This window comes from Streptomyces sp. NPDC043427, assembly GCF_056436655.1.
In genome coordinates this window covers 40761-65515 of record NZ_JBWKCC010000045.1, presented here as the reverse complement: position 1 = coordinate 65515, position 24755 = coordinate 40761, and the positions used below count along the sequence as shown (strand labels likewise).

Annotated in this window: 19 protein-coding genes and 6 pseudogenes; 10 read left to right on the top strand and 15 right to left on the bottom strand. The window is 70.4% G+C overall.

The genetic code is table 11. The features are described 5' to 3' along the window. Positions 1-124: 124 nt before the first annotated feature. Positions 125-781, bottom strand: a complete 657-nt coding sequence (locus AC067M_RS43080; protein ID WP_478702453.1) for a maleylpyruvate isomerase family mycothiol-dependent enzyme — start codon at positions 779-781, stop codon at positions 125-127. 170 nt (positions 782-951) lie between these two features. Here AC067M_RS43080 and AC067M_RS43075 point away from each other — a divergent pair. From AC067M_RS43075 to AC067M_RS43055, 5 genes and pseudogenes are all read left to right on the top strand, one after another. Next, a pseudogene (locus AC067M_RS43075) lies at positions 952-2423 on the top strand (NF041680 family putative transposase). Between the two features lie 463 nt (positions 2424-2886). Further along, positions 2887-3306, top strand: coding sequence for a DUF6191 domain-containing protein (locus tag AC067M_RS43070; protein WP_478702452.1), 420 nt, complete (start codon positions 2887-2889; stop codon positions 3304-3306). 308 nt (positions 3307-3614) lie between these two features. Beyond that, the gene (locus AC067M_RS43065; protein ID WP_478702451.1) at positions 3615-4373 is read left to right on the top strand and encodes a GntR family transcriptional regulator; all 759 of its coding nucleotides are present in this window, start codon (positions 3615-3617) and stop codon (positions 4371-4373) included. A 50-nt stretch (positions 4374-4423) separates the two neighbouring features. Next, on the top strand, positions 4424-5683 hold the full coding sequence (locus AC067M_RS43060) for an MFS transporter (RefSeq protein WP_478702450.1): 1260 nt from the start codon (positions 4424-4426) through the stop codon (positions 5681-5683). 390 nt (positions 5684-6073) lie between these two features. After that, complete coding sequence (locus AC067M_RS43055) at positions 6074-6556, top strand: VOC family protein (protein WP_478702449.1); 483 nt, start codon at positions 6074-6076, stop codon at positions 6554-6556. A 26-nt stretch (positions 6557-6582) separates the two neighbouring features. Here the strand turns inward: AC067M_RS43055 and AC067M_RS43050 are convergent, their stop codons facing one another. The 5 genes and pseudogenes from AC067M_RS43050 to AC067M_RS43030 form a co-directional block, all read right to left on the bottom strand. After that, on the bottom strand, positions 6583-6717 hold the full coding sequence (locus AC067M_RS43050) for a hypothetical protein (protein ID WP_478702459.1): 135 nt from the start codon (positions 6715-6717) through the stop codon (positions 6583-6585). Between the two features lie 159 nt (positions 6718-6876). After that, positions 6877-7152: pseudogene (locus AC067M_RS43045) on the bottom strand (hypothetical protein); the annotation flags it as partial. 151 nt (positions 7153-7303) lie between these two features. Then, positions 7304-8181: pseudogene (locus AC067M_RS43040) on the bottom strand (geranyl diphosphate 2-C-methyltransferase). 50 nt (positions 8182-8231) lie between these two features. Then, positions 8232-8495, bottom strand: a pseudogene (locus tag AC067M_RS43035) (family 2 encapsulin nanocompartment cargo protein terpene cyclase); the annotation flags it as partial. A 102-nt stretch (positions 8496-8597) separates the two neighbouring features. Beyond that, a complete protein-coding gene (locus tag AC067M_RS43030; RefSeq protein WP_478702458.1) occupies positions 8598-9605 on the bottom strand; it encodes a zinc-binding alcohol dehydrogenase family protein in 1008 nt (335 codons plus the stop codon). A 157-nt stretch (positions 9606-9762) separates the two neighbouring features. On the opposite strand from AC067M_RS43030, the gene AC067M_RS43025 reads away from it, so the two are divergent. Both AC067M_RS43025 and AC067M_RS43020 read left to right on the top strand, forming a co-directional pair. Beyond that, positions 9763-10560 carry a VOC family protein gene (locus AC067M_RS43025; protein WP_478702448.1) on the top strand — a complete coding sequence of 266 codons (798 nt, stop codon included), beginning with the start codon at positions 9763-9765 and terminating at the stop codon, positions 10558-10560. A gap of 31 nt (positions 10561-10591) precedes the next feature. Beyond that, positions 10592-11311, top strand: coding sequence for a ribonuclease H family protein (locus AC067M_RS43020; protein ID WP_478702447.1), 720 nt, complete (start codon positions 10592-10594; stop codon positions 11309-11311). Between the two features lie 16 nt (positions 11312-11327). Here the strand turns inward: AC067M_RS43020 and AC067M_RS43015 are convergent, their stop codons facing one another. Together AC067M_RS43015 and AC067M_RS43010 are read right to left on the bottom strand one after the other, a co-directional pair. Next, entirely contained in the window at positions 11328-11780 is a 453-nt protein-coding gene (locus tag AC067M_RS43015) for an SRPBCC family protein (protein WP_478702446.1), read from the bottom strand. Positions 11781-12103: 323 nt separating this feature from the next. Beyond that, positions 12104-13825: a cholesterol oxidase substrate-binding domain-containing protein gene (locus tag AC067M_RS43010; protein ID WP_478702445.1), complete on the bottom strand. Its 1722-nt coding sequence runs from the start codon at positions 13823-13825 to the stop codon at positions 12104-12106. Positions 13826-13961: 136 nt separating this feature from the next. On the opposite strand from AC067M_RS43010, the gene AC067M_RS43005 reads away from it, so the two are divergent. Further along, the gene (locus tag AC067M_RS43005) at positions 13962-14945 is read left to right on the top strand and encodes an aldo/keto reductase (RefSeq protein ID WP_478702444.1); all 984 of its coding nucleotides are present in this window, start codon (positions 13962-13964) and stop codon (positions 14943-14945) included. A gap of 167 nt (positions 14946-15112) precedes the next feature. Further along, positions 15113-15538 carry a DUF6328 family protein gene (locus AC067M_RS43000; RefSeq protein WP_478702457.1) on the top strand — a complete coding sequence of 142 codons (426 nt, stop codon included), beginning with the start codon at positions 15113-15115 and terminating at the stop codon, positions 15536-15538. Between the two features lie 17 nt (positions 15539-15555). On the opposite strand, the pseudogene AC067M_RS42995 reads toward AC067M_RS43000, so the two are convergent. Both AC067M_RS42995 and AC067M_RS42990 read right to left on the bottom strand, forming a co-directional pair. Then, a pseudogene (locus AC067M_RS42995) lies at positions 15556-16190 on the bottom strand (DUF2238 domain-containing protein); the annotation flags it as partial. A gap of 98 nt (positions 16191-16288) precedes the next feature. Then, a complete protein-coding gene (locus AC067M_RS42990) occupies positions 16289-17260 on the bottom strand; it encodes an LLM class F420-dependent oxidoreductase (protein ID WP_478702443.1) in 972 nt (323 codons plus the stop codon). An 87-nt stretch (positions 17261-17347) separates the two neighbouring features. On the opposite strand from AC067M_RS42990, the gene AC067M_RS42985 reads away from it, so the two are divergent. Next, positions 17348-18793 (top strand): serine hydrolase domain-containing protein, encoded by a 1446-nt coding sequence (locus tag AC067M_RS42985; protein ID WP_478702442.1) that lies wholly within the window; start codon positions 17348-17350, stop codon positions 18791-18793. Between the two features lie 70 nt (positions 18794-18863). Here the strand turns inward: AC067M_RS42985 and AC067M_RS42980 are convergent, their stop codons facing one another. From AC067M_RS42980 to AC067M_RS42960, 5 genes and pseudogenes are all read right to left on the bottom strand, one after another. Then, complete coding sequence (locus AC067M_RS42980; protein WP_478702441.1) at positions 18864-20519, bottom strand: serine/threonine protein kinase; 1656 nt, start codon at positions 20517-20519, stop codon at positions 18864-18866. Between the two features lie 319 nt (positions 20520-20838). After that, positions 20839-21119 (bottom strand): annotated as a pseudogene (locus AC067M_RS42975) (threonine/serine dehydratase); the annotation flags it as partial. A 48-nt stretch (positions 21120-21167) separates the two neighbouring features. Next, on the bottom strand, positions 21168-22205 hold the full coding sequence (locus tag AC067M_RS42970; protein WP_478702440.1) for a polyprenyl synthetase family protein: 1038 nt from the start codon (positions 22203-22205) through the stop codon (positions 21168-21170). Further along, positions 22202-23266 carry a tetratricopeptide repeat protein gene (locus tag AC067M_RS42965; protein WP_478702439.1) on the bottom strand — a complete coding sequence of 355 codons (1065 nt, stop codon included), beginning with the start codon at positions 23264-23266 and terminating at the stop codon, positions 22202-22204. Before AC067M_RS42965 ends, AC067M_RS42970 begins: the two co-directional genes overlap by 4 nt. A gap of 199 nt (positions 23267-23465) precedes the next feature. Further along, positions 23466-24665, bottom strand: coding sequence for a serine hydrolase domain-containing protein (locus tag AC067M_RS42960; RefSeq protein WP_478702438.1), 1200 nt, complete (start codon positions 24663-24665; stop codon positions 23466-23468). Between the last annotated feature and the right edge of the window lie 90 nt (positions 24666-24755).

The window sequence follows — 24755 nt, the reverse complement described above, 5'->3', positions numbered from 1 at the left end:
TGAGACGTCAGACATCTCGATCAACAGCTCGGGGGCCTCGCTCGTTGCGCTTCATGGACCGTCACCTGATCGGTGGCCAGCTCGAAGAAGCTCAGGGTTCAGAAACACGTACTCAGCTTGTTCTTTAACCTGAGCGCAGTCGGGCGCGCAGGACTGCCGCACCGTCCCCCTCAAGGTCCTCGCAGGCCGCTGCGCGGCCTGCCATCCCCATCACCAGCGAGAGGGTCGGCCCCCGGAGCAGATCCCCCGAGCCGGTGGTGAACGGTCCGTCTGTGGCCTCGACCCGCAAGCCCGCGAGTGCAGTCTTGCTCGCGACGGTGAAATCGCGGCTGGCGAAGAACCGGGCCACGGCGGTCGTCGTGGCCACCGGGGGTGTCCGCACAAGACCCAATGGCCGGCGGATGTCCTCGCTGTGGACGACGATCTCGCCCAGCCAGGCCGCAGTATGTCCTGTCGGCCCGGCGGGCCCGGCGACAACTTCGCGAAATCGCCGCAAGGTCTCTTCAGGTGTAGCACCACGGTGCTTTGCGAGCCGTCGGTCGTTGTGCAGATCGGGGTCGAACCGCGCGGCCAGCATGCTCAGCAGCCAGCGCCACATCCTCGTGCTGGCACCTGCCGTCAGATGGGCTACGACCTCCTCCACGGTCCATCGTTCACACAGTGATACTTTCGCCCACTGGGCCTCGCTGAGCTCGGCGAGGTCTTGAGCGAGCGCCAACCGCTCGACCTGGATCGCCCGTTCCAGAGCTTTCCGAGTTTCCAGAACGTGTGGTTCAGCCATATGGGCAGCCTCCAGAGATCGGGTGTCCTCCATCAGACCCCTATCGCCGCCCAAACTCATCGACTGCACCCGCGTAGCGGGCCTGTTCGACCTTCCAGTGTCGAAACGGTCCTCGAACTAAACCGCTCACCTGGGCATTCTCCTGCCGCTGAGGCGGCCTTCGTCTGATCATGTACTCCGATCAAGGTGTGCTGAACGAGACGAAGGTCGTGAGAGTGGGTCTGCTGCCTGAAGCCGCCGTAGGAGAAGCGTCACGCTTCCGGGACGAGTTATACGCGTGTCTGACCGGACGTGGTGATGAGCTGTTCGAGCTGGCGGACGCAGTGCTGTGTGCGCCCGGCGCGGTGCACTCGGCAGTCGAGCTGACCCTCCTGCCGGAACACCGCCGTGGACACGGTGCGATGTACGACGGCCTCAACCAGGGCCGGATCAACATTGACCGGCTGCGGTCGTCGCTGGCTGGCCTGTCGCTGCCCCGCTTCCCGGACGGGCGCCTGGTCCTGGCCGTCGACGTGTCGCCGTGGTTGCGGTCGGACGCGCCGTGCTCGCCGGACCGCCTGTTCTGCCACGTCTACGGGCGGGCGAAGACGGCCTCGCAGTTCATCCTCGGCTGGCCGTACTCGTTCGTCGCCGTGCTGGAGATGGGCTCCACCTCGTGGACGCAGATTCTGGACGCGGTCCGTTCGGGGTCGGCCGATGACGCCACCGCGGTTACCGCCGCCCAGCTCCGCGGCGTTGTCGAACGGCTTGTCGCGGCGGGGCAGTGGGCTCCGGGTGAACCGGACATCGTCATCGTGGCGGACGCCGGCTACGACGTGACCCGTCTGGCCTGGGTGTTGCGGGATCTGCCCGTTGAGCTGGTCGGCCGTGTTCGCGGTGACCGTGTGATGCGGCTGCCGAAGCCGCCGCGTGTCTACGACCCGAAGGGCGGCCGCCCGCCGAAGCATGGCCCGGAGTTCCGCTTCGCCAAGCCCGAGACCTGGCCCGAGCCCGCCGTCACCCCCCGCACTGCCACCGCGAACTACGGCAAGGCGACCGCGCAGGCGTGGGACCGGGTCCACCCGCGTCTGACTCATCGGGCCGCCTGGCTGGACCATGATGGCGAACTCCCGCTGGTCGAGGGCACGCTGATCCGGCTGGAGGTTGAGCACCTGTCGAAGGACGGGCGGCTCCGGCGGTGTGGTTGTGGTCCTCGAAGACTGGCACCGACAATGCGGACGTCAACCGGGCCTGGCAGGCATTCCTGCGACGCTTCGATCTGGAACACACGTTTCGCCTGTTCAAGCAGACGCTGGGTTGGACGCGGCCCCGGCTGCGAGAACCCGAGGCGGCCGACCGGTGGACGTGGCTGATCATCGCCGCCTACACCCAGCTCAGACTCGCCCGCCCGATCACTCTTGATCTGCGACACCCGTGGGAGGAGCCGGCCGCACCACACCGGCTCACTCCCGCGCGGGTCCGGCGCACGTTTCGGAACCTCCGCCAGCACATGCCCTGCCCCGCCAGAGCACCAAAACCGCACCGGCCCGGCCCCGGGCGACCGCCCGGCACTCCGAACAAGCACCGGGCACCCCGCTATGACGTGGGCAAAACCGTCCGCCGCGAGAAGACCGTTACCGCCCTACAGCGGTTGAAAGGTTAAAGAACAAGCTCAGATACGGATGAACGTGTCTGGCGCCGGACCCTCAGCGGGTCCAGCGGGGAGGCAGTCCCGCTTTGGCACGCCAGTGGTCCGCGTCGTGAGAATCGGCCAGCCAGCCGGTCAGACGTTCAGTGCCGGAACAGAAGGCCTCGGGCAGTGAGGTCTCCTCTCCGACCGCGAGTCTGAGGGCGTCGACGGCATGGGTGGCGTGATCGGTGTGGCACCAACAGGCCACGTTCACCGTCGCTTCGCCCGCACGTTGAGAGTCCCCATCGGCAGGCGACAGCAGAGGGACGAGCATGGTCAAGGGGACGTCGTCGAAGAACTACCTCCCACAAGTCGGTCAACCATGTCTCCGGCTCGAACGACGAGCCCTTCCCGGGTTTCCCGCCAGAAGACCCGCAGCTTGGCGCCCGGAAAACTGAGACCAGGACCCTGAACCCGTCCTTCTCCAGACTGCGAGGTGTCTCATGAGACACCGGCGGCTGAGCTGCCTCTCTTACCGCCAAGTCATTGGCTCGGCTTGTACTGGCGGTCGTGCCCCGCGGGTCAGCAGACTCTCAGCACGAACCATCGGTGTCCGGAAAGGCGAGAACCCTTGCTCCTTGCGACTGGCGGTGTCGTCATCTTTCTATGGCTGTCCCTCTTTGCGTGGGTCGGCCGGCGGCGGCGCTGGCATGGCGGCGGCGGAGCATCCACTGCTGAGGCGTGGGGCGAGCTCTTCCATCCGTCGCAGCGACACGTGCAACAGGAGCGGGAACGCCAACTTGTCCTCCGGGACGACGCCGAATCCGGTGCACCCCCCAGCTCTGTTGACCTCGACTCCGGCAAGGCGGTTATCCGCCCCGTGCAGAGCGCCACGAGCAGGTACGACGCGCCGTAACGGTTCGTTACGTCACCATCCGCCCGTGCACGACTGCCAGGAGTTCCCGGTTTCCGCCAGTCCTGCGCATCCGCTGGGCCGGCAGAAGCTGGTCGTCCTGCCGGACCTCTTCCCCCTCCGTACCGGCACGAGGTCCACGCCTTGGCGGCCGGTCCGCAGGTCGATTTGGTCTGCCTGCCGACCACCTCCGTAGGCGCATGAGCTCGGAGCGTATTTCTACTCCAGCAGCTTTTTCCTGGTGCAGTAGCTTGCCAACGCCCCCTGGGAATGACCAGCTGCCGCAGAGCAGGACAACCGGAGGATCATCCATGCCCCGAGAGGCGCCGTACCTCGCAGTAGCCGACGTGCTGCGCGCACGGATTCTCGCGGGAGAGTGGGAGATCGGGGAGCGCCTGCCGTCCCGGGCACGGCTCGCCGTGGAGTACGGGGTCGGACGCAACGTCATGCAGAGGGCCATGGACCGTTTGATCATCGACGGTCTCCTCGAAGGACGCGCCGGCTCGGGCACCTACGTCCGCAAACCGCGAGAGCGCCTGCGGCTGGTCCGCTCGCGGCACTGCGAACGCCGGGAGGGCTCTCCCCTCTGGCCCGACAGGAGGGAGCGGGGCAGGGCCGACGCCTGGGATTCCCACAGTCAGGTGCGCGTCCCCGCCCCCGAGCCAATCGCCGAGCGGCTCACCATCAACCCCGGGGACCTCTGCGTCCGTACGCATTACGAGTTCCTCGCCGACGGGCAACCCGTCCAGCTTTCCGAATCCTGGGAGCCGATGGCTATCACGGACGGAACGCCGATTGTGCTGCCCGAGATGGGTCCCCTGGCGGGAAAGGGAGTGGTCAAGCGCATGCATTCCATCGGCGTGGTCATTTCGACTGTGGTCGAAGTGCCGCGCCCGGCTCGTGCCACCCAGGTGCAGGCGAACCTCCTGGGGATCAGCGTGGGAGACCTCGTGCTTCAGATCGAGCGGACCATATTCGACACGGACGGACGTCCGGTGGAAACGGCCGACATGGTCATTCCGGACGTCCGCCGGGAAGTGGTCTACGAGTTCGGAGTCGACTGTCCGTAGTCGTTGAAGCCGTTTAGAGAGACGTCGCAAATTCGACAGCAGGGTATTCCATGGCAAAATCCTCCCTGCTCGGCCTCTTACGTAATCGGGACTTCGGGCGATTGTTTGCTGCCACGGCACTCGGTCAATTGGGCGACCGCATCATCTTTCTGGCCTTGCCTCTGGTTGCCATCGCGCCATTGCGTGCCGATGAGTTCCAGGTGGGCTTACTTACCGCGATGACTACGGCAGGATCACTCCTGCTCGGGTTGCCAGCAGGCGCGTGGGTGGACCGCATGCGGAAGCGATCGGTGATGATCAGCACTGATCTCGCTCGCGCGCTGTTCCTCTTGACGGTTCCGGTGGCGTGGTGGGCGGGCCTTCTCACCATCTGGTGGCTCTATGCAGTTGCCTTGGTTCACGGAGTGTTGACTGTCTTCTTCGATGTTGCGTACGTCAGCTATCTCCCGCACTTGGTGGGACGCAGCAATCTCGTGGAAGGAAACTCAAAACTGTCGGCCATACGCTCGGTGACCAGTATCAGCGGGCCGGCGGTGGCAGGGCCACTGATCGGCCTGGTCGGAGCTCCTGCAACGCTTTTGGCGAGTTCGGCCGGCATGGCTATGTCGGGACTGCTCGCGATCACCATCCGGAAACGCGAAAAGGAGCCTGAGCCGAGTGATCACCCTCAATTGGCCCGAGAGATCAAGGAGGGGCTGAAGTTCGTCATCAAGTCCCCTACCCTACGTGCAATCATGCTGGGGGATGTCATATTCAACCTCTTCCTGGTCATGTATCAAACCATGTTGCTGGTCTTTTTGGAGCGGGAGATTGGCCTCCAGTCCTTTGGTATCGGCCTCATTCTGTCGGGAATGGGTTGTGGTGCCTTGCTGGGCGCACTGTTGGCAACCAGGGTCTCCGAGCGGGTCGGGCAAGGTCCGGTCATCTGGCTCGCGTCGCTGGTCACCTGTCCGTTGACCGTGCTCATGCCGTTGGCGCGAACGGGTTGGAGCGTGTACGTGGCTGTGATCGGACTCGCGGCTCTTTCACTGGGTGGAGTCGTCCGCGTGGTGACTCAGTCAAGCTTCCAACAGGCCCTGACGCCGGATCGGCTTCTGGGCCGGATGAGCGCAACAGCTCGATTTGTTTCCTGGGGTGGCATTCCTGTCGGTGGGCTTTTGGGTGGAGCCTCGGGCTCTGTGTTCGGAGCGGCAGGCACTTTGTGGATTGGTGCAGCCGGTATGACGCTGAGTGTCCTTCCTGGCTTCCTGTCACCGCTTCGAAAAATGCGCACGTTGCCCACGGAGAAGGTACCCGAGTTCGCGCGTTGAGGTGTCGCTAATGGCTGACAAGCAAGCGCGTACGTATGACCTGTAGAGCCAAGGGGTCTTCACTCAGAAATGAAGTGGGTGCAGTCGAGGGGGATGATGACGGCCGAGTGTTTGGTGGCCTGCTCGCGCAGGGCTGCGTCCTCCGTGAGCGGTGCAGGGTCTTGATCACGTGGACGTGTCCGGTGCCAGTTGCTGCAGGTTCGGCGGTATGTCCCGCCATTCCTGGAAGCCATGAACACGCACAGCTCGCGCCGGGGACGACGTCATGGCGGGGATGCTGGTCGCGGTCGGTGCTGAGGCCGTCCGGATGGATCGGCGGCCCGACCGATGAGTTCCGCGCCGAGGATCGGTCGATACAGGTGACCGCGTTCCACGCCCCAGGAGGTACTCATGACCACCGACGGTTTCACCACGTGTCTCTGGTTCGACGGCCAGGCCGAGGAAGCCGCGCACCACTACGTGTCGATCTTCAAGAACTCCAGCGTCGGGAAGGTCACCCGCTACACCGAGGCCGGACCGGGCACCCCCGGGACCGTGCTCACCGTGGACTTCACGGCGAACGGCCAGAAGTTCGTCGCGCTGAACGGCGGCCCCGAGTTCAAGTTCAACGAGGCGATCTCCTTCCAGATCGACTGCGCCGACCAGGAAGAGGTCGACTTCTACTGGAACAAGCTCCTCGAGGGAGGCGGCGAGCCCGGCCCCTGCGGCTGGCTCAAGGACAAGTACGGCGTGTCCTGGCAGGTCGTGCCCAGCCGGCTCCTGGAGATGGTCACCGGCCCCGACCAGGAGAAGGCCGCCCGAGCCATGAAGGCCATGCTCGCCATGGGCAAGCTCGACATCGCCGCCCTGCAGAAGGCGTACGAGGGCGAGTGACCCCAGGGCCTGTCGGCTGACAGGTCCTACGGGTCCTCGGCCAGGACCTCCCCGATCACATGCCGTGAGTTCTCGGCGAGCACCGGGTTCGTGTCCGAGCAGTACGGCAACTGGATGAGGGAGATCGACACGACAGCGCCCAGCCCCGCCCGCGTGCCCACTCGGCGTCGTCCGCGCCCACCGCCTTGCGGAAGGTGGCGCGGGCCGACGGCGGAAGCAGGTTCCAGGCGACGATCAGATCGACGGCAGGTTCGCCCACCCCCCACTGTGCCGAAGTCGATCACCGCCGCCGCCAGGCGCCCGTCCCTGACCAGTACATTCCCGGGCGACAGATCACCGTGCGCCCACACGGGCGGCGCGGTGCGCTGCGGGACGCGCAGGGCCTCCTCCCACAGGGCCGTCACCGCGGCCTTGTCGGTCCTGCCCTCCAGCTGGGCGATCGCGGAACGGGTGAACTCGTCCCGGGAGGCGAGAGGGACACCCCGGTGGTTGGGCGGCCCGCCCTGGGGAGCCGCACCACGAAGTCCGTGCCGAGCCGGAACATCGCGTTCTGCGTGCCGGAGGACCTCAGCCGCTGAACGGGCAGCGACGCCCACTGCGGGAACTGCTCGGCGATCAACCCGGCGGCCAGCGGGGCGGCGAGGTCGATCTCGTCCGGTCGCGTCTTCGTATTCATGGCGCGCACACGGCCCATGACACCCTTCCGACCGCCGAGCTGTCGACCGGATTCGACGCCCTGCCAGTCGCTCAGACCCGGTCGGCCGCGATCAGCAGGTACTGGAAACTGCCGTTGCGGTAGGCGGTGAGGAACGTCTCCTCGATGCCCGTGACCAGGTGCTCGGCCTCCTTGCGCAGCTCCCAGTAGGGGATCGCCGCCTCGGTCAGGTCCTCCACGTGCACCGGCACGAGCCGGTTGCGGGCCAGGGCGCGGAAGTACGCCGACCGCGGATGGATGTCGCAGATGTAGTGGGCGTTGATCAGGGACACCTCGCGCGAGGCCTGTCCGTACGTGTCGTTGTAGCAGCCGGTGATCACCACTACCGCCCGCCCCGGCGCAGCAGCCGGGCGTGCTGGGCGAACAGCAGGTCCAGCTCGACGTACATGGACGACTCGTTGTTCCAGGACGCCGTGTACGCGCCGCTCGGCAGGCCGATGTCGAGCATGTCGCGGTGGTGGTAGCGGACCTTGGCGTCGATGTCCCGGTTACGGGCCTGCTCGCCCGCGAACTCCGCCTGCTTCGCGGAGATCGTCACTCCGTCGGCGTGACAGCCGTAGCGCAGATGCGCCACCACGCTGCCGCCGCCGCGTCCGCAGCCGGCGTCGAAGACGCGGTCCGCGGGCGTGAGCGGGCCGAGCATGCCGGCGAGCAGCTCCGCCTGGGCGTGCTCCAGCCGGTGCAACTCGGCGGTGATCCGCTCCCGGCGCAGATCGGGGTCGGGTTCGTCGAGCACCGACCAGTCGGCCTCGCCGACGCCGTAGTGGTGGTGGTACAGGTCGTCGATCTTTCCGAGTTCGAGGTTGACCGGGTTCTCCTCGGCGTTCCAGTAGTCCGCGACGCGGTTCTGGTACGTCGACCGGGTCGGCACGGTGGTGGTCGAGGTGTCGGCGGTGGGGGCTGTGGTCAACGGTGACTCCTCGTGCTGGTGCGTGTGACTTCGTGTCAAGCAGACGCTCATTACCAGTAGTTGGGCAGGTGGTAGCGACGGGTGTTGGTGGCGTGCCACTCGTGGTTGCCGGCCACCCAGTCGGACAGACCCCGGGCGTAGCGCTCCACGAGCGGCGAGGTGGCGGACAGGAGGGCGGACTCCTCCTCGAACGCCGCCATGATCTCGTTGTGGATCTCGACGGACCTCAGACAGGCGGCCTTCAGCCCGCACCGCTCGTTCGCGGCCACGACCTGCGGCAGGTGGAGGTGGGTGGGGTCGTTCGCCAGCTCCTGCGCACCTGCGTGAAAGGGGCGGCTTCGGGCCCTGGAGGTGCAAACCTTGCTGATGAGGCGGAGGGAGCGTCGGCCCCGCCGCCGCACGCCGGAGGGCGGCGCTCAGAAAAGGTCGTTCACCAGTACGGCGGCCCCGTCGAAACGTCCGGCCTTCAGATCGCCCAGGGCCTGTGCGGCCCGCGACAGCGGATAGGGGTGCGTGGTCGCGCGTACGCCGTGCCGAGCGGCCAGAGCCAGGAACTCCCGCGCGTCTCGGCGGGTGTTGGAGGTGACGCTGCGCAGCTCCTTCTCGTAGAACAGCTCGCTCTCGTAGCGCAGCGGCGGTACGTCGCTCAGGTGGATGCCCGCGATCGCCAGCACCCCGCCCCGGTCCAGGGCTCGCAGCGCCACCGGCACCAGGTCGCCGACGGGGGCGAACAGGATCGCGCTGTCCAGCGGCTCGGGCGGCGGGTCGTAGGCGTCGCGTGCCGAGGCGGCCCCGAGGTCCAGCGCCAGCCGTCGCGCCGCGGCCCCGCGCGTCAGGACGTGCACCGTGGCGCCCTCGGCCAGGGCGACCTGCGCGCACAGATGGGCGCTGCCGCCGAAGCCGTACAGGCCGAGCCGTCCGCCCGGCGGCAGGGCGGCGCGGCGCAGCGCGCGGTAGCCGATGATGCCCGCGCACAGCAGCGGTGCGAGCGCCACGTCGTCGACGCCGCCGGGCAGCGGGTGGGCGAATGCGGCCGGCACCGTCGTGTACGCGGCGTAGCCGCCGTCTGCGTCCCAGCCGGTGTACCGCGAGTCGGGGCACAGGTTCTCCGCCCCGCGCGCGCAGTACGCGCAGGTCCCGTCCGTGCGGCGGAGCCAGGCCACACCCACCCGGTCGCCGGCCGCGAAGGCGCTCACCGCCGACCCGGCCGCCGCCACCACACCCACCACCTCGTGCCCCGGCGTCACGCCCGGTCGGCGCACCGGCAGGTCACCCTCGGTGACGTGCAGGTCGGTGCGGCACACCCCGCACGCGCGCACCCGCACCAACAGCTCGTCGGCGCCGGGCACGGGCACGGGCTTCTCGACCAGCCGCAGTGAGCCGCCCTCGACCGGGCCCGGCGCCACCACCGACCACGCGCCCATCGTCTCGTCCGCCATGCCACCGCCCCCGCGTCCGCCGTAGACCTCCAGTCTCGTGCGGAAGCAGGCATTCGGCGCGCGGGCGGACGCACGGGTGGCTAGCGTGATGATTCGGACAAGCCGTTCCGGGCACCCCACCGATTGGGAAGAGGGCCGCACCATGGCCGCACAACCTCAAGGAGCCCCTTGTTGGGCCGACGCGATGTTCAGCGACGTCGAGGCAGCCAAGAGCTTCTACGGCGACGTACTCGGCTGGACCTTCGGCGAGGCGTCGTCGGAGTACGGCAACTACACCCAGGCCTACGCGGACGGCAAGGCGGTCGCCGCCGTCGTACCGCCGATGCCGGGGCAGGAGAGCCCGTCGCAGTGGTGCCTCTACTTCGCCTCCGACGACGCTGAGGCCACCGCCGGCAGGATCCGCGACAACGGCGGCGAGGTGCTGATGGGGCCGATGCAGGTCGGTGACTTCGGCACGATGGTCCTGGCCCGCGAACCCAGCGGAGCGGTGTTCGGGGTGTGGCAGGCCGGGCGGCACGAGGGGTTCGAGGCGATGGGTGTGCCCGGTGCCTACGCCTGGGCCGAGGTCTTCACCCGCGAGCCCGAGAAGGTGGACGCGTTCTTCCCTGCCGTCTTCACCTACCGGGTGAAGCAGATGCAGGACGACGCGATGGACTTCCGCATGTTCCAGGTCGGCGACGCCATGGCCTTCGGCCGGATGAAGATGACCGAGGACTTCCCGCCCGAGGTCCCGCCCTACATCAACGTGTACTTCACCGTCCCCGACTGCGACGACGCCGTCGCCAAGGCCACCAAGCTCGGCGGCACGCTCCGGTTCGGGCCGATGGGCACCCCGTACGGCCGGTTCGCCGCCCTCACCGACCCGCAGGGCGCCAGCTTCTCGGTGATCGACGTCACCACTACCGAGGGCGAGATGCCGAAGACCACGGACGTCTCCTGAGCGACGGCACGACGCCGCCTTCGGTCATGGCATGATCGTGCGCATGCGTGAACGTGTGGTGGCCGCGTGCGACGGGGCATCGAAGGGAAATCCCGGACCGGCGGGCTGGGCGTGGGTGGTGTCCGACGACACCGAGGCCCCGGCCCGCTGGGAGGCGGGGCCGCTCGGCAAGGCCACCAACAACGTCGCCGAACTGACCGCGCTGGAGCGCCTGTTGACGGCGACCGACCCGGACGTGCCGCTCGAGGTCCGCATGGACTCGCAGTACGCGATGAAGGCGGTCACCACCTGGCTGCCCGGCTGGAAGCGCAACGGCTGGAAGACGGCCGCGGGCAAGCCGGTCGCCAACCAGGAGCTCGTCGTTCGCATCGACGAACTGCTCGGCGGACGCGAGGTCGACTTCCGCTACGTGCCCGCCCACCAGGTCGACGGCGACCCGCTCAACGACTTCGCCGACCGCGCCGCAAGCCAGGCCGCGACCGCCCAGGAGGCCGCGGGCAGCGCCCTCGGCTCCCCCGAGCCGCCGCCCTCGCCCGCCACCCCCTCCTCCGGGGCCTCCGGCGCAACGCGCCGCCGCGCCGCCGGGGCCAAGGCACCCCGACAGCGCGGCGGCGGTTCGTCGTCCCGCACGATCAAGGCGAAGTTCCCCGGCCGCTGCATGTGCGGACGCACGTACGCGGCCGGGGAACAGATCGCCAAGAACGACCAGGGCTGGGGTCACCCGGAGTGCCGGACGGCAGCCGTCGGGTGACCGCGGGCGGCGTGGCTCAGGTGACCACGCCGCGCCAGCCGCCGGTCTCGCGGCCGCGCTCCTCGATGAACTCCTTGAAGCGCTTGAGATCGCCCTTCGTCTGCCGCTTCACAAACCCCAGCTTGTCGCCGACGGTTTCCTTCATGCCTTCCGGCTCGAAGTCCAGCTGGAGCATCACCTTGGTGTGCTCTTCGTCCAGGCGGTGGAAGGTCACCACGCCGGCCTGCCGTGCCTCACCGGCGACCGTCGTCCAGGCGACCCTCTCGTCCGGGATCTGCTCGGTGATCTCCGCGTCGAACTCCTTGTGCACGCCACTTACGTCCGTCACCCAGTGCGTGAGCGTGTCGGTGCGCTGTTCCACGCGTGACACACCGCTCATGAACTCGGGGAACGACTCGAACTGCGTCCACTGGTTGTAGGCCGTGTGCACGGGGACGCTGACCTCGATGGATTCCTCGACCTTCGTCACGGTCGTCTCCTCCTTCGTTCTGTCGGGTACGTCGCCGCGAGTACCCCTGACCTGCGGGGCAAACCGCCCCGGCGCCGGTGCGTGTCGCATCAGCCGGTGTCGAAGGTGTGGTGCGCGGTGTGGTCGAGCAGATCCGCGTGCGGGCGTCGTTGCAGCCGGAAGACCGGATCGGGACCGCAAGGCGGCCCCGCTGTCCGCCCGGAGCGCGACCCGCCGCAGCGCCCAGTGGTACGAGCACTGGCCCGCCGGCGGAGGTGCCGCGCCGGTTCGAGCGGTGGCTCGGGCCCCGGGCCGCCCGCACGATCCGGGCCCGGACGCCGGCCTCACACGAAGAGCCGGCCCAGCAGGGCGGTGTCGAACACCCGGTGCGGATCGAGCCGTCGGAGCGCGGCGGCCGCCTCGCCCCACGCCGAGCCGAACGAGGCGGGGACGGCCGTCCCCAGCACCTCCTCGTCGCTCCAGGCGGCCTCGTCGGTGTAACCCCACCCCTTGGACCACTCGACGCGGGTGAGCGCGTGCGTGCCGTCGTACGTGTCGAGCAGGAACCGCTCCAACTCCCGGTAGAAGGCGTCCGCGTGGGGAGTGCCGGGCAGCGTCAGCACGTCCAGCCAGACGGCCGTGTCCCACTCCGGGTGCCCGTCGACCGGACGCAGCGCGGAGAGTGACGGCGTGCGGGCGCCCGCGAGTTCGGCGTCCGCCGGGTCGTCGAGGCCGGTGATCCTGATCTCCACGGAGCCGTTCACCGGGAACCGGCCCTGTGCGGCGTAGGCGCTGAGCCGCTCCCGATAGAAGCTGGTGAACTCGCTGACGACACGCTGCACCTGGTCCCGGCCGGTCAGCACGGCGTACCCGTTCGCGTGCACCCGCAGCGTGGTCGGCTTGATGTACAGCAGCGTGTTCTTCGACGGCCCCCAGATGTCGGCGGACAGCGTCGCCACCAGCCCGGCCGAGGCCGCGTCGAGCTGCGCGTTGCCGAGCACCGGCGCCAGATACCAGGCCGCGTCCGACACCATGCGCCCCGCCAGGTCCGCCACCGGCGTGGGGACGTTGTCGGAGAACGGGTAGGGATACGGCTTCGTCACACGGCGCGAGGTCAGCGGCTTGCTCGGGGCGACGCTCCACACCTTGAACCACGGGAACTCGGTGAAGGCGAACCAGATCGCCTCGACCCGCCCGTCCGACTCCAGGAAGCTCGCGAGGGCCCGCCCGTCGCTTCCGGGTGCAGCGAACAGCTCGGCCGCCGGGATGTCCGTACGGCTGACACAGCGCAGGTTGGCGTTTGCCCCCACCCGCAGGACCACCTCGGTGACCAGCGACCGCCCGAGATGGGTGAGGAGGGCGGCGGAGTCGGCCTCGTCACGGGTGAAGGTCCGCAGCGCGTAGGCGCCGCTCGCCCCGTCCCACACCACGGCGGTCAGCGAGAGGACGAGGTTGCTGAGCGAGCCGTACGTGTGCCCCGCCGACCGCTCCTCTCCCCGCGCCGGTACGGCCGTACCGTGCGCGTCGATGGCCAGGGCGCCGCCCAGGGTGAGGTCCCCGGGCGCGGGGCTCGCCGTGACCCCCAGACCGTGGCCCTCCAGATACGTGAGCAGAGCCTCCAGCGTGACCCCGGCCCCGGCGCGCACGGCGCTCGGCGACTCCAGGGACAGGCCGGTGAGGTGCGGGGCGGTGTCGACCAGGAGGACCCGGGCGTCCGCCGGGGTGTCCGGCGCGATCGTCAGCGGCGACCAGCCGTGCGAGGCGCCCCGGGGGCGGACCGCCCAGCCGTGCAGCCAGGCCCAGTTGACGACGGCGACGACCTGCCCCGGTGCCTCGGGCGCACAGGCCCACAGCCCGGTCGCGGTGATCTCGCCGTCCCAGTTGCGGTACGCGGTGCGCGCGAGGGAGACGTCCGCCGGGAAGTCCGGCAGCTCCTCGGCCGCGACGGCCGGATCCGCCGCGACGAGCACGGGTACGGCAGTCAGGGCGGCGGCGGTGCGCAGAAAGCCCCGACGGGTCCAGGAGGGCTCTGCCGGCTGGAAGTTGCTCACTGAACGATCAGTCACGCGCTCACGCTAGGCGCCCGCTGACACGTGATCCCCACCTGTCGAACATCGTCACTCGTGTGGGTGAAAGATTCCCAGGTGCCGCGCCGGAGCGACCGGCTCCGCGCAGGGGCGCTACGGGTGACAGACTGACGCCATGGACGAGCGCGAATTCCGTAGATCTGGTCAGCACGCATCCGTCGTGGGTCTCGGCACCTGGCAGCTGGGCGCCGACTGGGGAGACGTGGACGACAAGGAGGCCCTGTCGGTACTGGAGACGGCGGCCGAGTCGGGGGTGACCTTCTTCGACACCGCCGACGTCTACGGAGACGGGCGCAGCGAGCAGACCATCGCCACGTTCCTCAGCGGCCGCCCCGACCTGCATGTGCTGGTGGCGACCAAGATGGGCCGCCGTGTCGAGCAGATCCCGCAGAACTACGTCCTGGACAACTTCCGCGCCTGGAACGACCGTTCCCGGCGCAACCTCGGCGTCGACCGCGTCGACCTGGTGCAGCTGCACTGCCCGCCGACGCCCGTCTACTCCAGCGACGAGGTGTTCGACGCCCTCGACACCCTGGTCGAGGAGGAGCGCGTCGCCGCCTACGGCGTCAGCGTCGAGACCTGCGCCGAGGCGCTCACCGCGATCGCCCGGCCGGGCGTGGCCAGCGTGCAGATCATCCTCAACCCCTTCCGTATGAAGCCCCTCCTCGAGGTGCTCCCGGCGGCACAGGAGGCGGGCGTCGGCATCATCGCCCGGGTGCCGCTGGCCTCCGGCCTGCTGTCGGGCAAGTACACCAAGGACACCGTCTTCCCCGAGAACGACCACCGCACCTACAACCGGCACGGCGAGTCCTTCGACCAGGGCGAGACGTTCTCCGGCGTCGACTACGCCACCGGCGTGGAGGCGGCCGCCGAGTTCGCCGCCCTCGCCCCCGAGGGGTACACCCCGGCCCAGCTGGCCCTGCGCTGGGTCGTCCAGCAGCCCGGCGTGACCACCGTGATCCCCGGCGCCCGCTCGCCCGAGCAGGCTCGCGCCAACGCGGCCGCCGCCCGGCTGCCGGAGCTGTCCGACGACACGCTGGCCGCGATCCGGGACCTCTACGAGCGGCGGATCAAGGAGCAGGTCGAGGACCGCTGGTAGGACGGTCGGGCGGCGGCGGCCCGACAGAATCGCCGTTCACGGGGTACTCGCGGGAGCAGAAGGACGCAAGAACGTTCGAGAGCCCGGGAGGAACGGTGACGGTCACCGGAGACGGTGAGAACAGGCGCAGGGGACGCAACGAGACGGAGGAGGAGAGAGCCGACCGGATGTGGGGGGAGCTCATCCAGGAGGTCCGGGTGGCCCAGACGGGCGTCCAGATCCTCTTCGGCTTCCTGCTCACCGTGGTGTTCACGCCGGTCTACCGGGGTCTGGGGGACACGGACCACACGATCTACATCGTGACCGTGGTCATGGGCGCCTGCGCGACCGGCGCCCTCATCGGTCCCGTCTCCCTGCACCGCCTGGTCTCGGGGCGCCTGGTGAAGCCCCAGGCGGTCCAGTGGGCCTCCCGGCTGACCTTCGTCGGTCTGGTGCTGCTGCTCGGCACGATGACCGCCGCGCTGCTGCTGGTCCTGCGGGTGGCGACCCACGACGACTACGTGCCCTGGCTGGTGGCAGCGGTGGTCCTGTGGTACGTGCTGTGCTGGTTCGCGCTGCCCCTGTGGACGCGGCGCCGCTACACGTCGCGGTGAGGGGAGAGGTGGGGCGCCGCCAGCTGACGGTCGTGCAAGCGGCTCAACAGCAGGAGCGAGACGATGGCGCCGATCAGGGCGCAGAACATGTCCCACTGGGTGTCCCACACATCGCCCTGGGTGGCGAGGAAGGCGTCCGCCGCCTGCCCGCCCAGCACGGCCGCCGCCCACTCGAACATCTCGAAGACCGCGCTGAACGCCAGGCACGCGCACACGGTCAGCGGAGCGAGCCAGCGGCTGCCGCGCAGCGGTGAGGTCCGGCTGAGCAGCTCCCGCACCAGTACGGCGGGCACGAAGCCCTGCATCAAGTGGCCGAACCGGTCGTACGGGTTGCGGTCCAGGCCGAACGTGTCCCGCGCCCAGTCGCCCAGCGGCACACCTGCGCGTACGTGTAGTGCCCGCCGAGCGCGAGCACCAGCGCGTGCGCGGCGAGCAGACAGCACAGCAGGTCGGTCAGCGGGAACCGCCGCCAGGCCAGCACGACCAGCGGCAGCCCCACGAGCACCCACACCGTCTCCAGGAACCACGTCATGCGGTCGTGCGGCGCCCAGGCGGACAGGGCCAGCCCCGCGACCACCACCCCCGCCGACAGGACGGGCGGGAAGCGGCGGCGCGGGGCCGGGTGCGCCCTGGACAGGTGCGCAGTGGACATGTGGGGCTCCTTGTCGTGGGAGCCCCATCGTGGCGGCGCACGGCGACGGCGGCATGAGTACGGCTACTCAGCTCGCCGTGGATCCCCGTGCGGCGACCTCAGGCCAGGGCGTCGTGCAGCGCGGGCAGCAGGGTCTTCGCCGCCCAGTCGGTGTACGCCGCCTGCGACTCGCCCCCGATCTGCACCAGGGCGACCTCCGTGAACCCGGCCTCCGCGTACGGCCGTACGGCCTCGACGAAGTCGTCCGGGTCGTCGCCGCAGGGGATCGAGGCGGCGACGTCGTCCGGGGTGACGAACTGCGTGGCCGACTCGAAGGCGTCCGGGTGCGGCAGTTCGGAGTTGACCTTCCAGCCGTTGCCGAACCAGCGGAACTGCGCGTGGGCGCGCTTGACGGCCGCGTCGCGGTCGGGGTCGTAGCAGACGGGCAGTTGGCCCACGCGCGGCTTGCCCGTGCCGCCGTGCCGGTCGAACGCCTCCAGCAGACCCGCCTTGGGCTCCGTGGCGATGACCAGGTCGGCGAGTCGGCCCGCGAGGGCGCAGGACTGCTCGCCCGAGACGGCGACGCCGATCTGCGGCGGCTCGTCGGGCAGGTCCCACAGCCGGGCCGACTCCACGTCGAAGTGCGTGCCGCGGTGGTTGACGTGACCGCCCTCGAAGAGCGCGCGGATGATCTCCACGGCCTCCTCGAGCATCTCGTGCCGCACATCGACGGCGGGCCAACCGCCGCCCACCACGTGCTCGTTGAGGTTCTCCCCGGAACCGAGGCCCAGCCGGAACCGGCCCTCCGACAGCAACTGCAGCGTCGCCGCCTTCTGGGCGATCACGGCCGGGTGGTAGCGGAACGTCGGACACGTCACGTACGTCATCAGCGGAATCCGCGACGTGGCCTGCGCGGCGGCGCCCAGGACGGCCCACGCGTACGGCGAGTGCCCCTGCGTGCGCAGCCACGGGAAGTAGTGGTCCGAGGTCACCGAGAAGTCGAAGCCCGCCTCCTCCGCCCGTACCACGTGGTCCACGAGCTCTCGGGGGCCGGCCTGCTCGGTCATCATCGTGTAGCCGATTTGCACCATGGGGTGCGAGTCCCCGGACCTGGACGAGGAAAACGAGATGGGGAAAACGCCTCGATCACCGTCCGATCAGCAGGGCAGGATGCCCGTATGAGTGTTCGCCCGTTGCCTTCGAGCACGCCCGCCGCCCAGGGCGTCGACGCCACCAGGGTCCTCGCCTTCCTGGACGCCCTCGACGCCGCCCCGGACATCGAACCCCACAGCCTGATGATCCTGCGCCACGGCCATCTCGTGGCCTCCGGCTGGTGGGCGCCCTACACCCCCGAGCGCCTCCACCTCCTCTACTCGCTCAGCAAGAGCTTCACCTCCACGGCCGCCGGGTTCGCCGTCGCCGAGGGGCTGATCCGGCTCGACGATCCCGTGATCTCGTACTTCCCGGAGTTCGAGGCCGACATCACCGACCCGCGCAGCCGCGCGATGCTCGTCCGGCATGTCGCGGCGATGGCGAGCGGACACGAGGAGGAGACCTACGAGCGGGCCCGCGCGCTGGACCGGGAGGAGTTGGTCCGGGGCTTCCTGCTGTTGCCGCCGGACCGCGACCCCGGGACCGTCTTCGCCTACAACCAGCCGGCCACCTACACCCTCGGCGCGATCGTCCAGCGCGTCACCGGGCAGTCGCTCAGCGACTACCTGCGGCCGCGGTTGCTGGATCCGGTGGGCGCCGGCGAGGTGGCGTGGCTGCGTGGCCGGACCGGCCGCGAGCTGGGCTTCAGCGGGCTGCACGCCACGACGGACGTGGTCGCCCGGCTCGGTCAGCTGTATCTGAACGGCGGCGTCTGGGAGGGCGAGCGTCTGCTGGATCCGGAGTGGGTGGCCGAGGCGACGCGCACCCACATCCCGACGGGCGTCGGAGTCGCCGAGGAGGACCGGCAGGACTGGGACCGAGGCTACGGCTTCCAGTTCTGGCAGTCACGGCACGGCTACCGCGGCGACGGCGCGTACGGCCAGTTCTGCGTGGTCCTGCCCGACCAGGACGCCGTGATCGCGACCACCGCGGCGACCGAGGACATGCAGGCCCTGCTGAACCTGGCCTGGGAGCACCTGCTGCCCGCCTTCACCGACGGACCGCTGCCCGACGGCCAGGACGCGGACGCGGCTCTGCGGGAGCGCCTGACCCGGCTCGCGCTGCCGCCCGCCCCCGGCAAGCCCGCACCGCCGGAGCGGGCCGAGAAGTGGTCCGCCGCCGCGTTCACCCCGGCCGACGGTGTCTGCGCGGCCCAGCGGCGCCTGACCTCGGTGGCCGTCGCGTCCGGTGCGGACGGCTGGACGGTCGCGCTCACCGAGGACGGGCACCGGCTGGAGCTGTCGCTCGGCGACGGCGGCTGGAATGTCGGCGAGGACCCCCTTCCGACCGCGGTGAGCGGCGGCTGGACCGACGCCGACACCCTCACCGTCGACGTGGCGTTCCTGGAGACTCCGCACCACCTGCTCGTGACCTGCTCGCTCCCCGACCGCACGTTCACGGCCCGCTGGGCGACCGAGCCGCTGCACGGCGCCCCCCTCCGGTCGCAGCGGGCGCCGCGGTCGCAGGGCTGAGGCAGGCGGCCGATCGCGCGGGGGCCGGCGCGGCGGGGGACACCGTCTGGCGCGCCGGCCCGGTGCGCCCTCAGTCCGACGCCGGTCGGAAGCCGCGCAGGGCGGTCTCCAGGGCGCGCTGGTTCGTCGAGCCGTCCCAGTCGGCGGCCGGTGCCGTCCAGCGCAGCGAGAAGCCGCGGTGGCCACCGAGGAGGAAGCCGCGGCCGAAGGTGCGGATGCGGCTTCCGTGGTAGTCGCTGAGCCACTCCATGTCGGCGGCCTCGTACCCCTGGTAGGTCGTCGCCCGGATGTCGCCGATGCGCCGGAAGCCGTCCTCCTTCTTCAGCCCGGGTTCGACGTCGTCGCGCCAGACGGCGACCGGATCCGGGCCGACGCGCTCGCTGTAGGTCACCGCGAGCGTGCGCGCGTCACCCGCCGCGCCGTACGTGACGCGGTAGGCCAGATCGCCCTGGCGCTCGGTCTTCAGCCGCTTCCAGCCGTCGGGGAGGGCGACGGAGAAGCCCTCCGCGGCGTCGTAGCGATGGAAGCCGGACGGCAGGCCACCGGGGGAGGCGGGCGCGGATTGGGGTGCCGAGGGCGAGGCGGAGGCCGACGGGGACTTCGACGCGGTGGCGGTCGGCGTGTCGGGCGGCCGGGTGGCCTGCCCGTCCGGGCTCTGCGCCGACGCACTGCCCGAGGTGGGCGGAGCGGACGGGGTCAGGGAGGCGTCGGCCGAGGCGGACGGGCGGGCCTGCGCGTCGGACGACGTGTTGTCGGCGCCGGACAGCTGGTCGGTGGCGCCGAGGACGGCGACCGCGACGGTGACCACGGCCAGGGCCGTCCCCGCGACCATGGTGCGCCCGCTCCACCCGGGCCCGGCGTGCACGACCGCCGTGTAGGCGCGGCGCAGCAGAGGCTCGGACTCCTCCTCGAACGCCCCCTCCGGTTCCTCGGTCAGGACCCGGATGAGGGCCGCCCGGACCACCGGGCGGGTCAGCCGCTCCCGGGAGTTCTTGCGCAGCAGACCCTGCACGACCTGGTTGAGGGAGCCGGCCCGCACCGGCGTGCGCAGCGGCAGCCGGTCCACGCCCTTGAGCGTGGCCTCGGGCCGTCCCCGGTCACGGAAGGGCGGGCGCCCCTCGACCATCGTGTAGAGCATCGCGCCCAGCGCCCACAGGTCGGCCGCGGGGCCGATGCGCTCGTCGCGGGCCTGCTCGGGGGAGGCGTACGACGGTGCGGTGAGCCGGGGCGCGAGGGTCGCTCCCGCCAGTCCGAAGCCGGTGACCACGACCGGGCCGTGGTCCCGCACGAACACCTGCCCGGGGCTGAGTTCGCCGTGGGTGATGCCCTGGCCGTGCGCGGTGTCCAGCACGTCGAGCAGTTCGAGGCCGATGCGGGCCGCCCTGACATGTCCCAGCGTGCCCTGCTGGGCCAGGAGTTCGCCCAGCGGTGTGCCGTCGACGCAGTCGGTGACGGTCCACAGGGTGCCGGACTCCGTCAGGGCACCGAGCACCGGGGCGACCTGGCCGGGGCACAGGCGTGCCATCGTCTCGGACATGCGCAGCACCCGGCCGGTGGTCTCCTCGCCCGCGTCGTGCGGCAGCCCGATGCCGGTGAGCAGGCACGGCCGGGAGGTCTCGACGTCCTCGCCGTACCAGCACACACGGTTCGTCTCCCGGTGGACCACGTCGAGGAGCCGGTACCTTCCGGCGACCAACCCGTGTGTGGAGACGTGCGCCTTGACCATGGTCACCCTTCGCTGAACCCCCGGTTCTGGCCCTTTCCCAGTGGTACGGCGAGCGCGCCGGTGTGCGTTCAAAGGAATCGCAACTCCGGGCCCTTTCTTGTCTTTCATTCAAGAGTGGCGCGCGGAGTGGCGAGCGTATGTGCGGCGAAAAGCGCCCATGCCGTACACGCGCACGTCGTCGCCCGGGCAATTCCGCCGCGAGGGGCCGCCGTACGAATATCCGTACGTCGAACTGGTGGTAACCCGCGGTAAACCGAGCCGTCGGCGCCAGGAAGCCAACTCCGGGCGCCGATATATGAGATACGACCGCCTTTTCGATTTACCGGTGCGGGCCGAAGCGCTCCACCCGGCCCATCACGTCCCCGGCCGTCGTGTTGCCCCCGCACACCACCAGTCCCAACTGGGCGTCGGGGCCGATCCGTTCCAGCACCCGACGGGCCCCGGCAGGAGGCACCCCGCGGCAGGTTCGGCCCACGCCTTGGCGTGTTCGGCGAGCTCCGGACAGCCCCGGACGGCCTCCCGGTCCGGGACCACCACCACGTCCTCGACCAGCGCCGGCACAGGGGCGTAGGTCAGCTGCGACACCGCGGGCGCGCCGACCCGAGGGCTCGGCGGGAGCAACTCCTTGCACAGATCACGCCGTACGGCTCACAGATCACGACGTACGACGAAGTCCAGCAGGGACCGCAGTTCTTCGACGGCCGTCGCCTCCAGCGGCACGGCGGCGAGGGCCGACTCCACGGCGGCCAGATGCCGGTGCGCCTCCGCCAGTGCGGCCGCGCGCCCGCCGGCCTCCTCGACCAGCACGGCCGCCTCGCCCGGGTCCCCGCCCGACTCCAGCAGCGTCGCCAGGCGCCGGGCCGCCGGGCCGGGAGAATCGAGGGCGGCCAGCACGGGGAACGTCTTCTTGCGTTCCCGCAGATCGGCGTGGACGGGTTTGCCGGTGACCGCCGGGTCGCCCCAGATCCCGAGCACGTCGTCGGCCACCTGGAAGGCGACCCCCAGGTGCCGCCCGGCCCGGTCCAGGGCGTCGACCGTCGCCGGGGGCGCGCCGCCGAGCGCGGCACCCAGCGCGGCGGCGCAGCCCAGCAGCGAGCCGGTCTTGGCCTCGGCCATCGCCCGGTAGGCGTCCGGTCGTACCCGCCCGGGGCCCGTCCAGGGGCGCGTGGCGAACAACAGGTCGTCGGCCTGCCCGCGCACCAGGTCGGTGAGCGCGCCGGACAGCAGGCGTACGGCACCGGCGCCCGACGGATGCCCGGCGAGCGTCTCGACGGCCAGCGCGAACAGGGCGTCGCCCGCCAGTACGGCCGGCCCCGTGCCGTACGCCTTCCACACCGTGGGGCGGCGGCGCCGGGTCGGATCGCCGTCCATGATGTCGTCGTGGAGCAACGAGAAGGTGTGCACCAGCTCCACCGCGACCGCCGCGGCGACCCCGGACCGACCGGGCGCCCCGGCCGCCTCCGCCCCGAGCACCGCCAGCGCCTGCCGCACCCCCTTGCCGCCGGCGTCGGCGGCCGGCGCGCCACCGACCTCGCACCACCCGAACGAGTACCCGGCCATCTCGGCCACCCAGGGATGCAACCGCCCCACGGCCTCACGCAACGCGGGCCGCACGAGGGCGCGGCTGCGGGCGAGCACCGCGGGAAGCGGCAGCGCGGTCCGCTCGACGGAGGTGAGGGCGGTCACAGGGCGGCCCTCGTGGCCTGGGCCGCCGTGTCCCCGACCGTCACGCCGAGCTCATCCTGGGCCCGAGCCACCATCTCCCGTGCGTGCCGCAGACCGATCCGCTCCAGGATCCCCGCCAGTTCGGCGAGTTCGGTCGCCGTGTCGGTGTGGTCGCGGCCCAGTCGGGCCAGGGACTTCGCCAGTCCCAGGCGGGACAGTGCCTCGCCGCGCGGCTCACGCATCGCGCGGAACTCCGCGAGGGCCTGCTCGTAGAGGTCGCGGGCCTCGGCGTAACGCCCGGCCCGGTACAGGACGTTGCCGCGCATCTTGTGGTTGTAGGCCAGGGCGCTGGACAGGCTCATCGCACGGCACGTCGCTTCCGCCTCGGAGAGCAGGGCGAGGGCCCGCGCCGTGTCGCCGTCGCGCACCGAGACGATGTCGGCCAGCCCGCGCAGCGCCCAGGCGTGCCCGCGCCGGTCGTCGGCGCGTCCCGCTATCTCCGCCGCCTCCTCGAACAACGCGTACGCGGTGTCGTACGCGCCGGAGTTGCGGTGCATCTGCGCGATGCCCTCCAGGGCCCACACCGTGTGCCGCGCTTCGCCGCGCCTGCGGGCCTCGGCCAGCAACTGCTCGTGCAGCCTGCCGACGGCCTCGTAGTCGCCCTGGATACGGCCGGTCTCGGCGAGGCCCGCCAGAGAGTAGCCGCGGACCACGATGTCGCCGCCCCGCTCACCGAGTTCGGCCGCGAGCCCCAGCAGCCTCCGCGCGAGCGGGAACGCGCCGCGCTGGCGGGCCAGCGTGCCGCCGCTCCACAGCGCCCACGCCATCGCCCCCGTGTCCCCGGCGTCCCGGGCCGCGCGGTAGCTCGCCTTCCACGCCTGGTCCGCCTCTCCCACCTGACCGAGCCGGCGGTGCGCCTCGGCGACCGCGAGCCCGGAGCGGGCCGCCTCCCCGCTGTGCCCGGCTTGCTCGGCGGCCCGCAACTGCTCGGTGCCGGCGGCCAGTACGTCGACCAGGTCGGAGTTCACGGAGAGGGCGGTGAGGGCGCCCTGGTACTCGGGGGCGAATGCCTTGCCGTACATGCGTGCCTTTCGTCTCGTTTCACACAGCGCGCCTATGCAACGTGTGTATACGCGATGTGTAGAGCGAGACGTGGTTGTGCGCGTGGAGGTTGCTCTGCGGGATCGAGGAGTTGGATCCCGCAGAGTCGGTCCCCCCGTCGGCCGGGCCGAGGTCCCGTTCTCCCCGGCCCCGGCCCCGGTCGGCAGTCGACTACCGCGCTCAGTCGCGAACGATCCCCGGCGCGATGTCCTCATGTCGCTCCACGACCCCTGCACTGGCCCCGCGTGCCGGTGCGCTCCGCTTGCCGCAGAACGCCGACTCCAGGGTGCGCAGCATGGTGTTGTGCACGGCGCTGCTGTTGGAGGTGTTGGCGGCGGCGGTGAGGCTGCGCTTGCCGTCCTTCGACGTGAAGGCGTACGTGTAATAGCCCTGGACGGCGCCGGTGTGGCCGTAGACGGACACGCCGCACGACAGATCACGGCGCCGCAGCCCCAGCCCGTACGCCTGGCCGGTGCCCGCCGGTGTCCAGCGCTCCATCTGCGCCAGTTGCGTCGCCGAGGTCAGCCGGCCGCCGACCAGGGCGGAGAAGAAGGTGTTGAGGTCCTGTGTGCTGGAGACGATCGCGCCCGCGCTCTGCGCCCAGGAGGCCGTCTGCTCGGTGGCGTCGACCAGGCGCCCGCCGGACTCGTCGGGGGTGAGGTAGCCGCGGGCGTAACGGCCCGGGATGTGCGTGTCGGGGTGCACGTAGAAGGTGTCGGGCAGCTTCAGCGGCTTGATGATCCGGTTCTGGTACTCGGTCTGTACGGAGTGCCCGGTCAGCTTCTCGACGAGCATCCCGGCGACGACGAAGTTGGTGTTGGAGTACGCGTAGGCGGCACCGGGCGCGCCGGTCGGGGGGTGCCGCAGTGACCGGTCCACCAGCTGGCGGTAGGTGAACACCTTGGTGCGGACGGCCTCGAAGCCGGGGACGGTCTGCGCGAACATGTCGTTGGTGTAGTCGTACAGGCCGCTGCGGTGACTCAGTACGTGCCGCACGGTGATGCGGCCGTCCGGCAGCAGCCCCGGCAGGTAGCGGTTGACCGGGGCGTCCAGGCTCAGCTTCCCCTCGTCGACGAGTTGCAGCAGGACGACGGTGGTGAAGGTCTTGGTGACGCTGCCGATGCGGAAGCGGTCGGTGGTGCTCAGGGCGCGCCCGGTGGCACGGTCGGCGACGCCCACCGTGACCTTGCTGACGGTGCCGTGGTCGTCGATCCGCGCCATCGCCCCGGGTGCCCCCTGCTGCTGCGCCGTGCTCAGGAAGCCGCGCAGTCCGGTGAGGTCGGGCAGCGGCTCCTGCGGCGCCGCGTGGGCCGGGACTGCCAGGAGGGACAGCAGGGCCGCCGCCAGCGCCGTACCTCTGCCCACCGTTGCTGAGATCATCCGGTTCTTCTCCCGTCTCCGCCGAGGCCTGCCCGGCGTGGTTCAGTGCGAGATCGATCACATCCGAGGGCGGGCAACCTTCTCGCGCTC

What these genes read in the sequence shown, in the direction of transcription:
- AC067M_RS43020 (WP_478702447.1), top strand. Translation starts at nt 10,592, where the DNA reads ATGATCGTGCGCATGCGTGAACGTGTGGTGGCCGCGTGCGACGGGGCA.
- AC067M_RS42960 (WP_478702438.1), bottom strand. Translation starts at nt 24,665, where the DNA reads ATGATCTCAGCAACGGTGGGCAGAGGTACGGCGCTGGCGGCGGCCCTG.
- AC067M_RS43025 (WP_478702448.1), top strand. Translation starts at nt 9,763, where the DNA reads ATGGCCGCACAACCTCAAGGAGCCCCTTGTTGGGCCGACGCGATGTTC.
- AC067M_RS42985 (WP_478702442.1), top strand. Translation starts at nt 17,348, where the DNA reads ATGAGTGTTCGCCCGTTGCCTTCGAGCACGCCCGCCGCCCAGGGCGTC.
- AC067M_RS42980 (WP_478702441.1), bottom strand. Translation starts at nt 20,519, where the DNA reads ATGGTCAAGGCGCACGTCTCCACACACGGGTTGGTCGCCGGAAGGTAC.
- AC067M_RS42965 (WP_478702439.1), bottom strand. Translation starts at nt 23,266, where the DNA reads ATGTACGGCAAGGCATTCGCCCCCGAGTACCAGGGCGCCCTCACCGCC.
- AC067M_RS43080 (WP_478702453.1), bottom strand. Translation starts at nt 781, where the DNA reads ATGGCTGAACCACACGTTCTGGAAACTCGGAAAGCTCTGGAACGGGCG.
- AC067M_RS43005 (WP_478702444.1), top strand. Translation starts at nt 13,962, where the DNA reads ATGGACGAGCGCGAATTCCGTAGATCTGGTCAGCACGCATCCGTCGTG.
- AC067M_RS43030 (WP_478702458.1), bottom strand. Translation starts at nt 9,605, where the DNA reads ATGGGCGCGTGGTCGGTGGTGGCGCCGGGCCCGGTCGAGGGCGGCTCA.
- AC067M_RS43065 (WP_478702451.1), top strand. Translation starts at nt 3,615, where the DNA reads ATGCCCCGAGAGGCGCCGTACCTCGCAGTAGCCGACGTGCTGCGCGCA.
- AC067M_RS43055 (WP_478702449.1), top strand. Translation starts at nt 6,074, where the DNA reads ATGACCACCGACGGTTTCACCACGTGTCTCTGGTTCGACGGCCAGGCC.
- AC067M_RS43060 (WP_478702450.1), top strand. Translation starts at nt 4,424, where the DNA reads ATGGCAAAATCCTCCCTGCTCGGCCTCTTACGTAATCGGGACTTCGGG.
- AC067M_RS43000 (WP_478702457.1), top strand. Translation starts at nt 15,113, where the DNA reads ATGTGGGGGGAGCTCATCCAGGAGGTCCGGGTGGCCCAGACGGGCGTC.
- AC067M_RS42990 (WP_478702443.1), bottom strand. Translation starts at nt 17,260, where the DNA reads ATGGTGCAAATCGGCTACACGATGATGACCGAGCAGGCCGGCCCCCGA.